Source organism: Aliivibrio kagoshimensis (assembly GCF_050337105.1).
GTDB classification, from domain to species: Bacteria; Pseudomonadota; Gammaproteobacteria; order Enterobacterales; family Vibrionaceae; genus Aliivibrio_A; species Aliivibrio_A kagoshimensis.
The window spans coordinates 1-15824 of record NZ_JAKJSQ010000007.1 but is presented as its reverse complement, the minus strand read 5'-3'; the positions used below and the strand labels follow the sequence as shown (position 1 = coordinate 15824).

At 42.4% G+C, this 15824-nt stretch carries 14 protein-coding genes, 4 tRNA genes and 1 rRNA gene; 4 read left to right on the top strand and 15 right to left on the bottom strand.

Features of this window, described 5'->3' with window-relative positions; translation table 11 throughout:
* Positions 1 to 16: 16 nt before the first annotated feature.
* The 11 genes from rpoB to L4C32_RS04105 form a co-directional block, all read right to left on the bottom strand.
* Positions 17 to 4042 carry a DNA-directed RNA polymerase subunit beta gene (gene rpoB, locus L4C32_RS04155; protein WP_428195596.1) on the bottom strand — a complete coding sequence of 1342 codons (4026 nt, stop codon included), beginning with the start codon at positions 4040 to 4042 and terminating at the stop codon, positions 17 to 19.
* A gap of 244 nt (positions 4043 to 4286) precedes the next feature.
* Positions 4287 to 4655: a 50S ribosomal protein L7/L12 gene (gene rplL / locus L4C32_RS04150; protein ID WP_428195595.1), complete on the bottom strand. Its 369-nt coding sequence runs from the start codon at positions 4653 to 4655 to the stop codon at positions 4287 to 4289.
* Positions 4656 to 4713: 58 nt separating this feature from the next.
* Positions 4714 to 5208 carry a 50S ribosomal protein L10 gene (gene rplJ, locus L4C32_RS04145; RefSeq protein WP_428195594.1) on the bottom strand — a complete coding sequence of 165 codons (495 nt, stop codon included), beginning with the start codon at positions 5206 to 5208 and terminating at the stop codon, positions 4714 to 4716.
* Positions 5209 to 5465: 257 nt separating this feature from the next.
* A complete protein-coding gene (rplA, locus tag L4C32_RS04140; RefSeq protein ID WP_428195593.1) occupies positions 5466 to 6170 on the bottom strand; it encodes a 50S ribosomal protein L1 in 705 nt (234 codons plus the stop codon).
* Between the two features lie 4 nt (positions 6171 to 6174).
* The gene (gene rplK / locus L4C32_RS04135; protein WP_428195592.1) at positions 6175 to 6603 is read right to left on the bottom strand and encodes a 50S ribosomal protein L11; all 429 of its coding nucleotides are present in this window, start codon (positions 6601 to 6603) and stop codon (positions 6175 to 6177) included.
* 120 nt (positions 6604 to 6723) lie between these two features.
* The gene (gene nusG / locus L4C32_RS04130) at positions 6724 to 7269 is read right to left on the bottom strand and encodes a transcription termination/antitermination protein NusG (protein ID WP_428195591.1); all 546 of its coding nucleotides are present in this window, start codon (positions 7267 to 7269) and stop codon (positions 6724 to 6726) included.
* 10 nt (positions 7270 to 7279) lie between these two features.
* Positions 7280 to 7657, bottom strand: a complete 378-nt coding sequence (gene secE, locus L4C32_RS04125) for a preprotein translocase subunit SecE (protein WP_428195590.1) — start codon at positions 7655 to 7657, stop codon at positions 7280 to 7282.
* Between the two features lie 224 nt (positions 7658 to 7881).
* Complete coding sequence (tuf, locus tag L4C32_RS04120; protein WP_428195589.1) at positions 7882 to 9066, bottom strand: elongation factor Tu; 1185 nt, start codon at positions 9064 to 9066, stop codon at positions 7882 to 7884.
* A gap of 77 nt (positions 9067 to 9143) precedes the next feature.
* Positions 9144 to 9218, bottom strand: a tRNA-Gly gene (locus L4C32_RS04115).
* A gap of 33 nt (positions 9219 to 9251) precedes the next feature.
* Positions 9252 to 9336: transfer RNA gene (locus L4C32_RS04110), tRNA-Tyr, on the bottom strand.
* 16 nt (positions 9337 to 9352) lie between these two features.
* Positions 9353 to 9428 (bottom strand) — tRNA-Thr (locus L4C32_RS04105).
* 198 nt (positions 9429 to 9626) lie between these two features.
* Here L4C32_RS04105 and coaA point away from each other — a divergent pair.
* Positions 9627 to 10562, top strand: a complete 936-nt coding sequence (coaA, locus tag L4C32_RS04100) for a type I pantothenate kinase (RefSeq protein ID WP_428195588.1) — start codon at positions 9627 to 9629, stop codon at positions 10560 to 10562.
* Here the strand turns inward: coaA and birA are convergent, their stop codons facing one another.
* Together birA and murB are read right to left on the bottom strand one after the other, a co-directional pair.
* Positions 10563 to 11528 carry a bifunctional biotin--[acetyl-CoA-carboxylase] ligase/biotin operon repressor BirA gene (gene birA, locus L4C32_RS04095; protein ID WP_428195587.1) on the bottom strand — a complete coding sequence of 322 codons (966 nt, stop codon included), beginning with the start codon at positions 11526 to 11528 and terminating at the stop codon, positions 10563 to 10565.
* Positions 11525 to 12562: a UDP-N-acetylmuramate dehydrogenase gene (gene murB, locus L4C32_RS04090; protein ID WP_428195586.1), complete on the bottom strand. Its 1038-nt coding sequence runs from the start codon at positions 12560 to 12562 to the stop codon at positions 11525 to 11527. The genes birA and murB overlap by 4 nt, the downstream gene beginning before the upstream one ends.
* A 64-nt stretch (positions 12563 to 12626) precedes the next feature.
* On the opposite strand from murB, the gene L4C32_RS04085 reads away from it, so the two are divergent.
* The 3 genes from L4C32_RS04085 (at position 12627) to L4C32_RS04075 (ending at position 14959) form a co-directional block, all read left to right on the top strand.
* Entirely contained in the window at positions 12627 to 13061 is a 435-nt protein-coding gene (locus tag L4C32_RS04085; RefSeq protein WP_428195585.1) for a GNAT family N-acetyltransferase, read from the top strand.
* Positions 13062 to 13168: 107 nt separating this feature from the next.
* Positions 13169 to 14521 carry a CDP-diacylglycerol--serine O-phosphatidyltransferase gene (gene pssA / locus L4C32_RS04080; RefSeq protein WP_428195660.1) on the top strand — a complete coding sequence of 451 codons (1353 nt, stop codon included), beginning with the start codon at positions 13169 to 13171 and terminating at the stop codon, positions 14519 to 14521.
* 117 nt (positions 14522 to 14638) lie between these two features.
* Complete coding sequence (locus L4C32_RS04075) at positions 14639 to 14959, top strand: phage tail protein (RefSeq protein WP_428195584.1); 321 nt, start codon at positions 14639 to 14641, stop codon at positions 14957 to 14959.
* 550 nt (positions 14960 to 15509) lie between these two features.
* Here the strand turns inward: L4C32_RS04075 and L4C32_RS04070 are convergent.
* Together L4C32_RS04070 and rrf are read right to left on the bottom strand one after the other, a co-directional pair.
* Positions 15510 to 15586 (bottom strand) — tRNA-Asp (locus L4C32_RS04070).
* 31 nt (positions 15587 to 15617) lie between these two features.
* Positions 15618 to 15733: ribosomal RNA gene (rrf, locus tag L4C32_RS04065) — 5S ribosomal RNA — on the bottom strand.
* Positions 15734 to 15824: the final 91 nt, after the last annotated feature.

Below are 15824 nucleotides of genomic sequence, written 5' to 3'. Positions count from 1 at the left end.
ATCCCAGTAACTGGGATTATTCGTCTTCTAGCTCGATGTTGATACCTAGCGAGCGAATCTCTTTCAACAATACGTTGAACGATTCTGGCATGCCAGGTTCCATACGATGATCGCCATCTACGATGTTTTTATACATCTTAGTACGGCCATTCACGTCATCTGACTTAACAGTTAGCATCTCTTGAAGAGTATAAGCAGCACCATAAGCTTCTAGTGCCCATACTTCCATCTCTCCGAAACGCTGACCACCAAACTGAGCTTTACCACCCAGCGGCTGCTGAGTAACTAAGCTGTAAGAGCCAGTAGAACGTGCGTGCATCTTGTCATCAACCAAGTGGTTCAGTTTCAACATGTACATGTAACCAACCGTTACAGGACGTTCAAACTGATCACCAGTACGGCCATCAAACAGTGTCAACTGACCTGATTCAGGTAGATCTGCCAGCTTCAACAGCTCTTTGATAGAGACTTCTGGAGCACCATCAAATACTGGAGTAGCAATCGGAAGACCACCACGAAGATTCTGAACTAGTGTTCGAACTTCGGTATCAGTTAACTGAGCAATATCGATATTCTGACGTGTGTCGCCTAGGTCATAAACTTTCTGCAAGAAATTACGGAACTTATGTAGTTCCTGCTGTTCTTTAAGCATCTTGTTCAGTTTATCACCAATACCACGAGCAGCTAGACCCATATGTGTTTCAAGGATCTGACCGATGTTCATTCGAGACGGTACACCCAATGGGTTAAGTACTATATCGACTGGACGTCCGGTTTCATCGTACGGCATATCTTCAACAGGGTTAATCTTAGAAATTACACCTTTGTTACCGTGACGACCTGCCATCTTATCACCAGGTTGAATACGACGTTTAACCGCAAGGTAAACCTTAACAATCTTAAGAACACCCGGTGCTAAATCATCACCTTGAGTAATCTTACGACGCTTGGTATCGAATTTCTTATCGAATTCGGCCTTAAGTTCGTCGAACTGCTCAGCAAGTTGCTCAAGTTGATTCTGCTGATCTTCATCATCCAGAGTCTGCTCAAGCCAATGTTTACGACCAATAGTCGCAAGCTTGTCTTCGCTGTAACCTGCAGAGAGAAGAAGTGTTTGCACACGAGCTAGAAGACCACCTTCAAGAATTTGGAACTCTTCAGTGATGTCTTTCTTAGCTTCTTTCAGCTGCATAGCTTCAATTTCTAAAGCACGCTTATCTTTTTCAACGCCATCGCGAGTGAATACTTGTACATCAATGATAGTACCAGAAACACTGTTTGGAACACGCAGTGAAGAGTCTTTAACGTCAGACGCTTTTTCACCGAAGATTGCACGTAGTAGCTTCTCTTCAGGAGTCAGTTGTGTTTCACCTTTTGGTGTCACTTTACCAACTAGGATGTCTCCGCCTTTAACTTCAGCACCGATGTAAACCACGCCAGATTCATCAAGCTTAGAAAGTGCAGCTTCACCGACATTCGGGATATCTGCAGTAATCTCTTCGCTTCCAAGTTTGGTATCACGTGCAACACATGATAGCTCTTGAATGTGAATCGTTGTGAAACGGTCTTCCTGAACAACACGCTCAGATACAAGGATTGAATCCTCGAAGTTATAACCATTCCAAGGCATAAATGCGATACGCATGTTCTGACCAAGAGCAAGTTCACCAAGGTCTGTTGAAGGACCATCAGCAAGAACATCACCACGAGCCACAAGTTCACCAGGCATCACTGTTGGACGCTGATTAATACATGTGTTTTGGTTAGAACGAGTATATTTTGTTAAGTTGTAGATATCGATGCCAGCTTCACCTGGAACCAACTCTGATTCATTAACTTTAACCACGATACGAGATGCATCAACAGACTGAATGTGACCGCCGCGTTTAGCAACTTCTGTCACGCCTGAATCCACAGCAACATTACGTTCGATACCAGTACCAACTAACGGCTTATCAGCACGTAGAGTCGGGACAGCCTGACGTTGCATGTTTGCACCCATCAATGCACGGTTAGCATCATCGTGTTCTAGGAACGGAATCAACGACGCCGCTACTGATACAACTTGGTTAGTTGCAACATCCATATACTGGACGTGATCACGTGGATGCAGTCCTGAGTCGCCTTTTTGACGAGCAGTAACTAGCTCATCTTCAAAGCCACCTTCAACAGTTAAAGAAGAGTTTGCCTGTGCAATGATGTACTGGCCTTCTTCAATCGCTGATAGGTAATCGACTTGATCAGTAACCTTGCCATCAATGATCTTACGGTATGGAGTTTCAAGGAAGCCATACGAGTTACATTGTGCAAATGCAGACAGTGAGTTAATTAGACCGATATTTGGACCTTCAGGGGTCTCAATCGGACATAAACGACCGTAGTGCGTTGCGTGTACATCTCGAACTTCAAAACCAGCACGTTCACGAGTCAGACCACCTGGACCAAGCGCCGAGATACGACGTTTGTGAGTAACTTCTGATAACGGGTTGTTCTGGTCCATAAACTGTGACAATTGAGAAGAACCGAAGAACTCCTTCACTGCCGCAGAAATAGGCTTCGCATTAATCAAATCTTGGGGCATGATTGCATCAAGGTCGCCTAAACTTAGACGTTCTCTTACAGCACGCTCAACACGAACTAGACCTACACGGAACTGGTTCTCTGCCATTTCGCCAACAGAACGAATACGACGGTTACCAAGATGATCAATATCATCTACTTCACCAATACCGTTACGAATGCCAACTAATTTACGCATTACTTGGATAATGTCATCTTCATCTAAGATGCCAGAACCCGTAATTTCATCACGACCGATCGAGCTGTTAAACTTCATACGACCAACTGCTGACAGATCATAGCGCTCTTCCGCGAAGAACAAGCTATTGAATAAGCCTTCAGCTGCATCTTTTGTCGGTGGCTCGCCAGGACGCATCATACGGTAGATTTCAACTAACGCAGATAAACGGTCTACAGTACTATCAACACGTAGTGTGTTTGAAATGTATGGACCGTGGTCAAGATCATTGATGAAAAGTACTTCAATCTTCTTATGACCAGCTTGTGACAGATTCGCCAATGCTTCTAAGCTTAACTCTTCGTTAGCTGAAACAATCAGTTCGCCAGTTTCTTCGTTAACATAATCACGTGCTGAAACTTTGTCTAAGATGTAATCAATAGGCGCTTCAATATGTGTAACGTTATCTTTAGTCAATTGACGAATATGACGAGCGGTAACACGACGACCAGCTTCTACATATACTGTGCCATCTACAGCAATATCAAACGTTGCTGTTTCACCACGTAAACGGTCTGGAATTAATTCCATCATCAAGCTTTGATCTTTAACTTCAAACGTTACCGTTTCGAAGAACAGATCAAGGATCTCTTCCGTAGTCTTATTAAGAGCACGTAAGATAATAGATGCTGGTAATTTACGACGACGGTCAATACGAACAAATAAGCTATCTTTCGGATCAAATTCAAAATCCAACCATGAACCACGGTATGGAATAACGCGTGCGTTATAAAGAACTTTACCCGATGAGTGGGTTTTACCCTTATCGCTGTCGAAGAATACGCCTGGGCTTCTGTGCAGCTGGGATACGATAACCCTCTCAGTACCATTAATTACAAAGGTACCATTGTCAGTCATAAGCGGCATTTCGCCCATGTAGACTTCTTGTTCTTTAATGTCTTTTACAGTACCTGCCGGTGCATCACGATCGTAAACAACTAAACGTAATTTTACGCGTAGCGGTGCCGAATAAGTGACGCCTCGAATTTGACATTCTTTAACATCGAATACAGGCTCACCAAGACGATAGCTAACGTATTGCAGCTCTGAATTGCCATTATAGCTCTGAATTGGAAAAACAGAACGGAAGGCAGCTTCAAGACCATGTTGCCCTTCTGGATCCTGCTCGATAAACTTTTTAAAAGAATCGAGTTGGATAGATAGCAAGTATGGTATGTCCAACACTTGTGGACGCTTACCAAAGTCCTTACGGATGCGCTTTTTCTCGGTATAAGAGTAAACCATGGGGTTCCTCAGCTAGCTGATAAGTGACCCTAACTGTCCACCTTTTCTTCAAATAAAAGGGGTAGGACAGTGACTAATAACACTGTTTGCTGTAGTGCAACAATCAGTACAACAATTGCTGTTTTTTGCTTAGGTGTGAGGAGGCAAAACAGTGTGAAAATCACACACACCCTACAGAGCAAAAAGGCCGGTGGTTAATTAACCACCAGCCATAGCCGATTAAGGCTAGGAAATTAAGTAAATATTACTTAACTTCAACAGAAGCACCAGCTTCTTCTAGAGCAGCTTTCAGTGTTTCTGCTTCTTCTTTAGAAACAGCTTCTTTTAGAGGTGCAGGAGCGCCATCTACAAGACCTTTAGCTTCTTTAAGACCAAGACCAGTTGCTGCACGTACAGCTTTGATAACCTGTACTTTCTGTGCGCCAGCAGCTGTTAGGATTACGTCAAATTCAGTTTGCTCAGCAGCAGCTTCGCCGCCAGCTGCGCCACCTGCAACTACAGCAGCTGCTGCAGAAACACCAAATTTTTCTTCCATAGCTTCGATAAGCTCAACAACTTGCATTACAGACATTTCTGCAACTGCGTCTAGGATTTGCTCGTTAGTAATAGACATAACAATTCTCTTTTAAGTCAACAATAAGTTTAATTTGTAATCAAAATAAAGCGAGGCCTTAAGCCGCAACTTCTTCTTTTTGATCACGAACAGCAGCGATAGTACGAACCAACTTGCCAGCAGAAGCTTCTTTCATGCACATCATTAGGCGTGCGATAGCTTCGTCGTATGTTGGTAGTGTCGCTAGTATATCTGCGTCAGCAACTGCGCCTTCGAATGCAGCAGCTTTGATTTCAAATTCTTTGTTCTCTTTAGCGAAGTCTTTAAAAAGACGCGCAGCAGCACCTGGGTGCTCGTTAGAAAATGCGATCAAAGTTGGACCTACGAATACGTCTTGTAGACATTCGTAGTCTGTGCCTTCAACTGCACGGCGTGCTAATGTGTTACGAACAACTCTCATGTAAACACCAGCTTCACGAGCTTGTTTACGTAGAGAAGTCATCGCACCAACAGGAACGCCGCGAGAGTCAGCAATAACTGCAGAAAGTGCACCACTGGCTGCTTCGTTGACTTCAGCAACAATTGCTTTTTTGTCTTGAAGATTTAAAGCCATTTGGATTTACTCCTGGTTGTCCGGCAATGCCGGTATTACACCAATCACTAAAAATATAGTGACAGTACTTACGGTGCATTCCCAGATTGAAAGTAAACTTACAATCAGTTCGGGCACCGTCTACGTAGGTGGTATTAAGTTCCGAAGAACGCCTACGGTCTTGGACGGAGACTCCCATTTAGTAATTAACTAACTGGCAGCCCCAACCATTAATTTGATAGGCGCAAAATTATACATTAATCTTGCGCTAAAGCAAATTAGCTTGCAACTGTATCCAAAGTAGCTTGGTCAACAGTAACACCAGCACCCATAGTAGTTGAGATGCTTACTTTCTTAAGGAATACGCCTTTAGCCGAAGTAGGCTTGGCTTTCTTAAGAGCAACTAAAAGAGCTTCTAAGTTCTCTTTAAGTTGGTTAGCATCAAAATCTGCTTTACCGATGGTAGAGTGGATGATGCCATTTTTGTCGTTACGGTAACGAACCTGACCCGCTTTAGCGTTCTTAACCGCTTCAGCAACGTTAGGAGTTACAGTACCAACTTTAGGGTTAGGCATTAGGCCACGTGGTCCAAGAATGGTACCAAGCTGACCTACAACGCGCATTGCATCAGGAGATGCAACAACAACGTCAAAATTCATTTCGCCTTTTTTCACTAGCGCTGCTAGATCATCCATACCCACTAAATCAGCACCAGCTTCTTTAGCAGCTTCTGCGTTTGCACCTTGGGTGAAAACAGCAACACGGATATCACGACCAGTACCGTGCGGAAGTACCGTAGCACCACGAACGTTTTGATCTGATTTACGAGCATCAATACCAAGGTTGATAGCAACATCAACACTTTCATTGAATTTAGCAGTAGCTAGTTCTTTAAGAAGAGAAACAGCTTCGTTGATGTCGTAATCTTTAGTTACTTCAACTTTTTCGCGAATGTTACGCATACGCTTAGTTAATTTAGCCATTATCTTATCCCTCTACCACTAGGCCCATTGAACGAGCAGTACCTGCAATTGAACGCTTCATAGCTTCAACATCAGCACCAGTCATATCTGCAGCTTTAGTTTCAGCAATCTCTTGCACTTGAGCGTCAGTAACAGTACCAACTTTCTCAGTGTTCGGACGACCAGAACCAGACTTTAAGCCAGCGGCCTTCAGAAGAAGAACGGCTGCAGGTGGAGTTTTAGTGATGAACGTAAAAGAACGGTCACTGTAAACTGAAATTACAACAGGGATCGGTAGACCCTTTTCAACAGATTCTGTTTTTGCATTAAATGCTTTACAGAATTCCATGATATTCACACCGTGCTGACCTAGTGCAGGACCAACTGGTGGACTTGGATTCGCCATACCAGCTGCAACTTGCAGTTTGATATAGGCTTCAACTTTCTTAGCCATGATATTTCCTAGAATTTGGGTTCAAACGCCTATTTTTTGAATAAGCTCCCCGTTAACAAAAAGGCGCGAAATTATAATTCAATCTCACACCTTTCACAATCTTTATTGGCGACTTTTTACTCAGGCCTTTTCAACCTGACTAAATTCAAGCTCAACAGGAGTAGAGCGACCAAAGATAGAAACAGACACTTTGATACGACTCTTATCGTAATCTACTTCTTCTACTGTGCCGTTAAAGTCAACAAATGGACCTTCTGTAACACGAACCACTTCACCTGGTTCAAACAGAGTTTTCGGACGCGGAGCATCGTGAGCTTGCTCTAAACGATTGAGGATAGCATCTGCTTCTTTATCTGAGATAGGTGCTGGACGATCAGATGTTCCACCAATGAACCCCATTACACGTGGAATGCTGCGCACTAAGTGCCAAGATTGATCATTCATGATCATCTGTACAAGCACATAACCTGGGAAGAATTTACGCTCACTTTTGCGGCGTTGTCCTGCGCGCATCTCAACCACTTCTTCAGTAGGCACTAAAACCTCACCAAAGAACTCTTCCATATCATGCATTTTGATATGTTCACGAAGTGACTGAGAAACTCGGCCTTCATAGCCTGAGAATGCTTGAACTACATACCAGCGTTTTTTTGGTGCTTCACTCATGATATTTACCTTAAGCTCCGGTGATCCAGCCAACCAAACGAACCATTACGCCGTCAATACCCCAAAGTATCAATGCCATAATCACGCAAGCAACCAGTACAATAAATGTTGTTTGTAATGTCTCTTGACGGGTAGGCCAGACAACTTTACGAACTTCCATACGAGATTCGTGAGCAAATGAGATAGCCGTTTTACCTTTAACAGTAAACGCAGCCACTGCACCAGCTGCAGCAATAAGGACAACGACACCAGAAGCGCGCAATACAACAGACAACTCACCCAGTAGATAGTTACCTACTACTGCTGCACTGAGTAATACAAGGACGATAAGCCACTTGAATGATTCAGCTGCTTTCGAGCTACCTGAAGTCTCAGTATTTGTTTTCATAGACCAACCTGTGACAAGTCAAATATAGACGAAAATAGCCCCGCCGAGGCAGGGATAATAAATCAGAACTCAAGTTGAGCTCTAATATCTTGATTTAAAACAATTAATTTTAAATCGTTTCTGCTACGCAGAATGCACCTTGCTTAAAAAATAGCCAAATGCGAATTTTGTGTAGAAAAAAGGCATCAAATGATGCCCTTTTTAGTGGTTGTTCGTCAAATAATTTATGCGATTACTTTAGCAACAACACCAGCACCTACTGTACGGCCACCTTCACGGATAGCAAAACGTAGACCTTCGTCCATCGCGATTGGCGCGATTAGGGTAACGTGCATCTGTACGTTATCACCAGGCATTACCATTTCAACACCTTCTGGAAGTGTGATATCGCCTGTTACGTCAGTTGTACGGAAGTAAAACTGTGGACGGTAACCTTTGAAGAATGGAGTGTGACGTCCGCCTTCGTCTTTTGAAAGTACGTATACTTCTGATTCAAAAGTGGTGTGTGGGTTGATTGAACCTTTCGCTGCCAATACTTGACCACGTTCAACGTCTTCACGCTTAGTACCACGTAGAAGTGCACCAACGTTCTCACCAGCACGACCTTCGTCAAGCAGTTTACGGAACATTTCAACACCAGTACAAGTAGTAATAACAGTMTCTTTGATACCAACGATTTCTACTTCGTCACCTACTGTTAGGATACCGCGCTCGATACGACCAGTAACAACAGTACCACGACCTTGAATTGAGAATACATCTTCAATWGGTAGTAGGAAYGGYTGATCTACWGCACGCTCTGGAAGTGGRATGTAGCTGTCTAGTGCTTCTGCAAGCTCAACAACTTTGTCTTCCCACTGCTTTTCGCCGTTTAGTGCACCAAGAGCTGAACCCTGGATTACTGGAAGATCATCACCTGGGTAGTCGTACTCAGAAAGAAGTTCACGAACTTCCATCTCAACTAGCTCAAGAAGCTCTTCATCATCAACCATRTCACATTTGTTCATGAATACGATGATGTAAGGGATACCAACCTGGCGACCAAGTAGGATGTGCTCACGAGTCTGTGGCATAGGGCCATCAGTCGCAGCAACTACAAGGATACCACCGTCCATTTGAGCAGCACCAGTGATCATGTTTTTAACATAATCGGCGTGTCCTGGACAGTCAACGTGTGCGTAGTGACGCTCTGGCGTATCGTACTCAACGTGAGAAGTAGCGATTGTGATACCACGCTCGCGCTCTTCAGGAGCGTTATCGATAGATGCGAAATCTTTAGCAACACCACCGTACACTTTTGCAAGCGTAGTACAGATAGCAGCTGTTAGAGTTGTTTTACCGTGGTCAACGTGGCCGATAGTACCAACGTTTACGTGCGGTTTCGTACGTTCAAATTTTTCTTTAGACATGATTGCCCCTTTAGGTACAGATTATGGTGACATTACGCCACGTAACCAAAAAATAATGTATGTGACTCAATAAAGAGTGGAGCGTGCAGCGGGAATCGAACCCGCATCATCAGCTTGGAAGGCTGAGGTAATAGCCATTATACGATGCACGCACATCTAACTCTTATATGCTGTTAAAGCAAATATGGTGGAGGGGGACGGATTCGAACCATCGAAGGCAGTGCCGTCAGATTTACAGTCTGATCCCTTTGGCCACTCGGGAACCCCTCCAGGGTGTTACAAATTTTGGTGCCGACTACCGGAGTCGAACTGGTGACCTACTGATTACAAGTCAGTTGCTCTACCTACTGAGCTAAGTCGGCACAATTGTTGCGCATTCTATTGAATGATTTATCTCCTTGCAATACTTTATTGTAAAAAAATCATCTAAATTATCCTTTTGATACGATTTGTATTGCAGCTTGCTGTCATAACTTTAGTAACAATATTTAGTTTCTTTCACTCCCTCTCATCATAGTGTATTGTTCCACTCACTATTAACAGCGTGTCAGTGATCGTTCATGAGCAATCTTGTAAGCCCTTACCTCTCATTTAATCGTCAAGAGTGGTCTGAATTACGAAATTCAGTCCCAATGAGTCTTACGGCTGAAAAGGTCCAAACATTACAAGGTATAAATGAACACCTCACTATGGCAGAAGCTGCGGATATTTATCTTCCTTTAACCCGTCTTCTTCATCTTCATATCGAAGCACAACAACAAAAGAATCTAGTTTTAGAGCGCTTCCTTGGCCATACAACGCTACATACCCCGTTTATTATTGGCATTGCAGGTAGTGTCGCTGTTGGAAAAAGTACCACGGCAAGGCTACTAAAAGAGTTACTTTCTAGTGATTCAAGTAAGGTAAGTGTGGAACTGGTAAATACGGATGGGTTTCTTTATTCAAACGCAGTTTTAAAACAGCGCGATATCATGCACAAGAAAGGGTTTCCTGAATCCTATGATATTAAAAGCTTGGTTCAATTCATTTCTGATATGAAAGCAGGTAAAGACTCCATACAAATTCCTGTGTATTCTCACCTAACTTATGATATCACTGATGAAGTTAAGCGGGTTGAACAGCCAGACATTCTAATTATAGAAGGTCTGAATGTCCTACAAAGCGGGATGGATTACCCACATGACCCGCATCGGGTATTCATTTCTGACTTTTTAGATTATTCAATCTTCGTAGATGCTGAGCCTGAACATATTGAGGAGTGGTATGTTCAGCGGTTCTTAAAATTCCGAAAAGGTGCGTTTACTCATGAGGGTTCTTACTTCAATCATTACACCAAGTTAACCTTAGATGAGGCGATTGCTACTGCTCGCTCTATATGGAAAAACATAAACGGCAGTAATCTGAAAAGTAATATTTTGCCAACTCGTGGTCGTGCCAACCTTATTTTAAAAAAGGACAGTCAGCACTCCATCCATCAGGTTCTGATCAGAAAGTAGCTAATCCCCTTTCCTTAGTGATATTTCACCACCAATGAAAGCTTGAAGCCCCTTATCCGTTTCAACCATTAACGCGCCTTGTTCATTGATACCTTGCGCGACTCCTTTTACCTGATTATTACCAATAATAAGGCATACCTCTCTTCCCGTATAATTATCAAGTTGGTTCCAACGCTCTTTAAAACCAGCAAGCCCTAACTGTTCATATTCCACCAGAATGTCTTGCAATGCTTGTATCAAACAACCTGCCAGTTTATTCCTCTCTACTGGTGAATTAATCTCTTTTTCAATATTGGTCCAAGGTTGGTCGATCTCTTGACCTACTGAATCAGTCATCGCGACATTTAGTCCCATTCCGATAACAATATGTGCAGCATCACCAGTCTGCCCTGTCATCTCAACTAAAATACCAGCCAATTTTTTATCGTTAATATATATATCATTTGGCCATTTAACTTTGACAGAGTCACAGCCAAACTGCTTTAACGTTTCTGCAATAGCGATACCGACAACCAGGCTTAGTCCCATTGCGGCTGCCATTCCTGCATCTAGACGCCAATACATTGAGAGATATAAATTAGATCCAAATGGTGATATCCACTGCCTACCTCGTCGCCCTCTTCCTAACTGCTGGTACTCAGCTAAACAGACCGTACCAGATTCAATATGACCAATTCTGTCCATCAGGTACTGATTGGTAGAGTCAATTATTGGAATTAACTCAATGGGATTACTCTCAACGTACTGCTCTACCTTTTCACAAGTAAGGAGCTCAATAGGATTCGCTAAACAGTACCCTTTCCCTTGCACTCGGAACACATCTAAGCCCCAACTTTGTATGACTTTAATATGGTTATTGACTGCAGCCCTACTGATGCCTAAATGTTGACCTATCTGTTCACCAGAATGAAAATGGTTATCAGCGAGTAAAGTAATTATATCCAGCTTACTTGTATAGTCTTTCATCGAGCGATCTCTTCTAAATTGGTTTCTCGCGTTGCACCCATAAATCTCACTTCATGCTCAATCATTACGCCATATTTTTTGTAGACAACCTGTTGAACATAATAGGCTAAGTCTGTGATATCTTTTGATGTTGCACTGCCACTGTTTACTAGTACCAGTGCTTGATTCTTATGAACTTGTGCCCCCCCAATTGTATGCCCTTTCAGCCCGGCGTGATCGATTAACCAACCAGCAGCTAATTTATACCCATCACCGAATGGATAACCAGGTAGTTCTGCAAACGTCGATGTTAACGTTCGGTATTGTTCACTCGTAATCACAGGGTTTTTGAAAAAACTTCCAGCATTACCTAACTTAGCTGGATTAGGGAGTTTTTCAGACCGGGTAGCACAGACCCGGTTATATACATCTCTAGCTGTCGTTTTCTGCTCATCTAGAGTCGCTAGGGTTCCGTAAGCAAGTGTTGGCCGCCACTGCTTTGTTAGCTGTAATCCAACCAAGGTAATAATCGCCCGTCCACTTAACTGCCGTTTAAATATCGAATCACGGTAGCCAAATTGACACTCATTCATCATTAACCTTTCCACTTTCTTCGTCTCTAAGTCAAGGTATTCAACATATTCACAAATATCTTTAAATTCGATGCCATACGCTCCAATATTTTGAATCGGAGCCGTCCCCGCACAACCAGGTATCATTGCTAGGTTCTCTAAACCGTCTATTCCATTATCAAGTGTCCACTCGACTAATGAAGGCCAATCTACCCCAGCCCCTACCGCTATATGGGTAAAGTGGTCACCTTCAACAACCTTTATTCCGTCAATTTTATTAAGAATGACAACACCCTGATAGTCAGTACAAAAGAGTGTATTACTCCCTTTGCCGATAACCAACTTTGGCAAGGCAGCCCACTCTTCATTTTCATATACATCAATAAGTTCTTCAGTGGTATCTACGCTAATAATATGTAAAGCATGATGTTCAATAGAGAAAGTGTTGAATGGTTTAAGTGACAAGGAAGACAATATTTTCATGTTAATATACCTAGTAATATTCAGAATTATTCTACCTTATCTAACGCTCAGAAGCAGTCTTACTATGAATAACTTAACTTTTTTACAACTCGAGCCTATTAAGTTGCCATTAGTCGCAAAGCTCTATAAAGACCATTACCCAGCAGGAAAGCCAAAAAGGGGAGAAACCATAATCATTGTTAAGGCAGAGCATACTCTGATTGGCGCTGTGCGGTTTCAACCTACACGGGATGCTCAGTTACTAACAGGCATGTTAATCCACCCAGATTTTCGTGGTTTGGGTATCGGCCATCAATTATTACAACACTGTAAGCAACAGATATCCGCTACAAATTGTTACTGTTTTTCCTTCCCTCATTTGACCTCGTTTTATCAACAACATCATTTCGAAGAAATATCAGAAAATCAATTACCTGAATCTTTGCGAGATCGATTTACAAGGTATGTTGAAAGTGGCAAACAACTACATAGCCTACAATTTATGATAAAAAACGAATAAAATTGAACAGTCAAAACGGTTAAGTTCGGTATTGCCACTATCATCTGGTAGAATGTGACTATGTATTTCTATTATTACATTATTAATTCATGAATATTTCTGAGGCGATGATGACGTCACCTGCATCAATCAAACGAAAATTTGAGCTATTACCTTCAATTGCTCACAAGCCAGAAAACTTAGAGATGCTTCTAGATGCAAATTCATTTAGAGAGAAGCTTCATCGTGAGATATTAAAAGCACAATCAAGAATATACCTTGTTGCTCTCTACTTAGAGGATGATCAAGCCGGCCGTGATGTTTTAACCGCACTCTTTGAAGCTAAGCAGCAGCGACCAGAACTCGATATTAAGGTGCTCGTTGATTGGCATCGTGCACAACGTGGTTTAATTGGCGCGGATGAATCAGATGGTAATGCAGCGCTTTACCGTGACTTCTCAGAGAAGTATGAGCATCAAATACAAATTCTAGGCGTTCCTGTAAAAAATAAAGAAGTATTTGGTGTACTGCACCTTAAGGGCTTTGTCATCGATGATAAAGTTATCTATAGCGGCGCAAGTCTAAATGATGTCTATTTAGCTCAAAACGAACGTTATCGCTACGATCGCTATCATGTGATTTCAAATAAAAAACTAGCCGATAGCATGTCCGAGTTCATTATAAAAAACTTAGTCGAAAGCGATGCTGTCCACTGTTTATCTCAGTTAGACCGCCCAAAAACAAAATCATTAAAACCTGCTATTCGAAAGTTTAGGCATGATCTAATGCGGGCTCACTACAGTTTTCAGCCTGATACTATTTCCGAAGATCAAATTGGGCTAACACCTTTGGTTGGCTTAGGTAAAAGAGGCAACAAACTTAATAATCATATTCAAAACCTTGTGGCTAGTGCAGAACATGAGCTTACTATCTGTACCCCTTACTTTAACTTTCCCCGAAGCATTTCTAAAGAAGTTAAAAAAGCGATTCGTCGTGGTGTAAAGGTGACTATTATTGTCGGTGATAAAACCGCCAATGACTTTTATATTTCGCCTGATAAACCGTTCAAGACGATTGCAGGTCTTCCTTATTTATATGAGATGAATCTTCGTGCATTTGCCAAGCTTAACGAACACTCTATGGCCAGTCGTCAACTTTCAATCCATTTATGGAAGCACGAAGACAACAGTTTCCATTTAAAGGGTGTTTGGGCAGATAGAAAATATATGCTTATTACTGGCAATAACTTAAACCCTCGCGCTTGGAGGCTGGATCTAGAAAATGCGATTTTGGTTCATGACGTTAATGAACACTTAGCTGAGAAAAAGGAGCAAGAGATATCTTGTATTCTAGCGCACACCCAACTGGTCGGTAGCTATAAGCAAATTGAGAAACTAGAAGATTATCCTTCACCTGTTCGTAAACTCTTAAAACGCATCAAACGCGTCAAAGCAGACCATATACTCAATCAAATCCTTTAATTTCTTCTATATGCCCTAATTTTAGGGCATTTTTTTAGCGTCATATTCCCCAATTAGATTGTTATATAACTAAAGCAACCTATTATTTATTATTAACATTAATAATAGGAAATGAATATGAAGATTAAAGTATGTCCTTTACTGCTAGTATTGGCCCTATCACTGCTTCCACTCAAGAGCGTTTTCGCTTCTTCTGAACCATTTATTGGCGAAATTTCAATGTTCGCAGGCAGTTTTTCTCCAAGACATTTTGCCTTTTGCGAAGGACAAATCTTATCTATTTCACGACATAGCTCGCTTTTTTCTCTACTAGGTACAACTTATGGAGGAGATGGAAAAACCACTTTCGCGCTTCCAAATTTAAAAGAACAGGAAAAAAGCTTAAATGGCGTTAGGTATATCATATCTTTAAAGGGTATCTATCCCAGCCGGAATTAAATACGGGACTCATTAACACCTTGAGAGCAACACGTCCCCCGGCGTGACAGGCCGGCTTCTCTAATAAACAGCTAACCAACTGAACTACCACTGCGCAGTGTCTATCTTATCTTTCTAATTTAATATTTCTCAGGCGAAAAAAAACCTGAGTCGTTAGACTCAGGTTTTCTTAATAATGGCGGAGTGGACGGGACTTTCTAACACCTTGAGAGCGACACGCCCCCGGCATGACAGGCCGGCTTCTCTAATAAACAGCTAACCAACTGGACTACCACTGCGCAGTGTCTATTCTCTTATCGTTGCAATTTCGGTATTGTTCAGACGAAAAAACCTGAGTCGCTAGACTCAGGTTTTCTTAATAATGGCGGAGTGGACGGGACTTTCTAACACCTTGAGAGCGACACGCCCCCGGCATGACAGGCCGGCTTCTCTAATAAACAGCTAACCAACTGAACTACCACTGCGCAGTGTCTATTCTCTTATCGTTGCAATTTCGGTATTGCTCAGACGAAAAAAAACCTGARTCGYKAGAYTCAGGTTTTCTTAAWAATGGCGGAGTGGACGGGACTCGAACCCGCGACCCCCGGCGTGACAGGCCGGTATTCTAACCAACTGAACTACCACTCCGCAGTGTCTATTCAGCATTATGCTATTKGAAGCCTGGCGATGTCCTACTCTCACATGGGGAAACCCCACACTACCATCGGCGCTACTGCGTTTCACTTCTGAGTTCGGCAAGGGATCAGGTGGGTCCACAGCGCTAAGGTCGCCAAGCAAATTCTTACAATTCGGAAAGGTCTTAGCAATCGACTAAATCTTAAAGTTTCTCAAAACACACTTAAGCGCTCATCTTATTTGAATCCGA

What these genes read in the sequence shown, in the direction of transcription:
- rplL (WP_428195595.1), bottom strand. Translation starts at nt 4,655, where the DNA reads ATGTCTATTACTAACGAGCAAATCCTAGACGCAGTTGCAGAAATGTCT.
- rplJ (WP_428195594.1), bottom strand. Translation starts at nt 5,208, where the DNA reads ATGGCTTTAAATCTTCAAGACAAAAAAGCAATTGTTGCTGAAGTCAAC.
- L4C32_RS04075 (WP_428195584.1), top strand. Translation starts at nt 14,639, where the DNA reads ATGAAGATTAAAGTATGTCCTTTACTGCTAGTATTGGCCCTATCACTG.
- rplA (WP_428195593.1), bottom strand. Translation starts at nt 6,170, where the DNA reads ATGGCTAAATTAACTAAGCGTATGCGTAACATTCGCGAAAAAGTTGAA.
- pssA (WP_428195660.1), top strand. Translation starts at nt 13,169, where the DNA reads ATGATGACGTCACCTGCATCAATCAAACGAAAATTTGAGCTATTACCT.
- rpoB (WP_428195596.1), bottom strand. Translation starts at nt 4,042, where the DNA reads ATGGTTTACTCTTATACCGAGAAAAAGCGCATCCGTAAGGACTTTGGT.
- murB (WP_428195586.1), bottom strand. Translation starts at nt 12,562, where the DNA reads ATGAAAATATTGTCTTCCTTGTCACTTAAACCATTCAACACTTTCTCT.
- nusG (WP_428195591.1), bottom strand. Translation starts at nt 7,269, where the DNA reads ATGAGTGAAGCACCAAAAAAACGCTGGTATGTAGTTCAAGCATTCTCA.
- secE (WP_428195590.1), bottom strand. Translation starts at nt 7,657, where the DNA reads ATGAAAACAAATACTGAGACTTCAGGTAGCTCGAAAGCAGCTGAATCA.
- birA (WP_428195587.1), bottom strand. Translation starts at nt 11,528, where the DNA reads ATGAAAGACTATACAAGTAAGCTGGATATAATTACTTTACTCGCTGAT.
- rplK (WP_428195592.1), bottom strand. Translation starts at nt 6,603, where the DNA reads ATGGCTAAGAAAGTTGAAGCCTATATCAAACTGCAAGTTGCAGCTGGT.
- coaA (WP_428195588.1), top strand. Translation starts at nt 9,627, where the DNA reads ATGAGCAATCTTGTAAGCCCTTACCTCTCATTTAATCGTCAAGAGTGG.
- L4C32_RS04085 (WP_428195585.1), top strand. Translation starts at nt 12,627, where the DNA reads ATGAATAACTTAACTTTTTTACAACTCGAGCCTATTAAGTTGCCATTA.